Here is a 2,083-nt window from a genome sequence, read left to right as displayed (position 1 = left end):
GATGTAAAAGCGCTGACAACCGTATCAGGGATAATTTTCATCACAAAATTACCAAAGCCGGTTCCCCTCACCTTGTTGGCCGTTGCCACATAATTCGACAGCGAACTGGCATCCAGAGCGCCAACATCGATATTCATTCCAGCGCCTGGGTGAAACACGAACGCTAGCAACAATCCCAAAGCCAAGGCAATGGCTGTCACCACCTCAAAATAAATCAGTGCCTTTAAACCAACCCGACCAACTTTTTTCAGCTCGCCTGCGCCATAAATGCCTTGCACCACGACACAGAACACAATCATAGGAATGATCATCTTGACCAGCTTGATGAAACCATCCCCAAGCGGTTTCATACTTTCGCCAAACTTGGGATACAACACTCCCACGATAATGCCCAAAATCAAGCCGATAACGACCTGTCCAAAAAGTGATTTATACAAGCGCTGCATGTTTGTCTCCTAGTAACTAGAAATATTAATTTTGACATCAAGATCTTGCCACAATCGCAAAACTAAAAGTGCTGAGATGGTGACTGCCCTACACGCAATATAGTGCATACTTTTTTTGTATGCAATAAATGAATTCAAGAGTAATATCCAAAAATACCAAAAGGAGACAGGCATGGAATTAAATCCAACACCAAATCAAGTGGCCCATTCGATGGATGAAAATTGCGGCAATCAAATAATGCAATGGTCTGAGGACTTAGCGCGGCACACCGAAGTAGAAGGCATGTTGACCCGCACCTACCTGACGTCAGCGCATCACTCCGCAGCTGCGCAATTAGCCGAATGGATGTGCGCGGCAGGAATGCAGGTCCGGCGCGATATGGCGTGTAATGTCATTGGCCGCTATGAAGCCATCACCGCGGATGCACCCGCTCTCGTCACAGGATCACATTTTGACTCGGTCAGAAACGGCGGCAAATATGACGGTAATCTCGGGATTTTGTTACCCATTGCCTGCATTCAGCAATGGCATAAAGCAGGAAAACGCTTCCCGTTCGCGCTTGAAGTCATCGGATTCGCTGAAGAGGAAGGCGTCCGCTTTAAGGCCACCTTGCTCGGCAGTCGTGCAGCAGCTGGCACCTTCGATATGGCGGTACTCGATAATCTCGATGATGCTGGACTAAGCATGCGCGAAGTCATGGCGGCCTCCGGTTTTCATGCGGTCGGTTTGGCCAAAGCGGCTTATGCCCCGGAATCAGTGCTGGCCTTTGTCGAAGTCCACATTGAGCAAGGACCGATATTGCTTAACGAGCAATTGCCGGTTGGCGTCGTCACCGCCATTTCCGGTGCTTCTCGTTTCATGGTGGAAATCGACGGACTAGCTGGGCATGCCGGGACCGTGCCGATGGAAATGCGCCGCGATGCAGCGATGGCTGCGGCCGAAATAGGGTTATTGATAGAACGAAGGTGTCAGGGCACGCCGGGATTGGTTGGCACGGTTGGTATGTTTAATGTACCAAACGGCGCTGCTAACGTCGTTCCCGGCAAGGCACTCTTTTCCATTGATATTCGTGCCGGTGACGATACGATCCGGCAAGCTGCCGTTGCAGATGTACGCGCTGAGATTGAACGGATCGGGCATCGTCGCAACGTTACCATCAAGACCCGCCAAACCCATGACGCCGTCAGTGTTCCCTGCGCGCCGTGGTTACAACAACAATTGGCAAAGGCTATTGCGTCCAGCAATTTGCCAGTGCGCCACCTTCCCTCTGGTGCCGGTCATGACGCCATGGCGATGGCTGCAATTACTGATGTCGCGATGTTGTTTGTCCGCTGTGGTAACGGTGGCATTAGCCATCACCCTGATGAAATCATGACTGCTGAAGATGCTGCACTGGCAGCGCAAGTATTCACACATTTTGTCGAACAATTTAAAAAATAACGATGAATCTGACGCCGCAACACGGATCTGTGATCAGTCAAGCTTCCGGCTTATTAAAGCACGGCAAAAGTTAAGACATCTCCAAGACAAAAAATTTAACCCAGGAATTGGAAAGAAAAATGACGAACACCACCACTCTCACCATCGACGGTTTCACCCTCACCGCGGCGCAAGTCGTCAGCGTGGCGCGTGCGCC

2 protein-coding genes are annotated in these 2,083 nt (G+C 50.5%); one reads left to right on the top strand and one right to left on the bottom strand.

From position 1 onward, the window contains the following. On the bottom strand, positions 1 to 446 hold a 446-nt coding region (locus QN379_RS23320; protein ID WP_323507746.1), incomplete at its 3' end, for a cation:dicarboxylate symporter family transporter. A gap of 172 nt (positions 447 to 618) precedes the next feature. On the opposite strand from QN379_RS23320, the gene QN379_RS23315 reads away from it, so the two are divergent. Next, positions 619 to 1,887 (top strand): allantoate amidohydrolase, encoded by a 1,269-nt coding sequence (locus QN379_RS23315; protein ID WP_322239262.1) that lies wholly within the window; start codon positions 619 to 621, stop codon positions 1,885 to 1,887. The last annotated feature ends 196 nt before the right edge of the window (positions 1,888 to 2,083 follow it).

Source organism: Glaciimonas sp. Gout2 (assembly GCF_035018905.1).
Classification (GTDB): domain Bacteria; phylum Pseudomonadota; class Gammaproteobacteria; order Burkholderiales; family Burkholderiaceae_D; genus Glaciimonas.
Note: the sequence above shows the minus strand (reverse complement) of the source record. Positions and strands in the feature narration are given on the sequence as shown.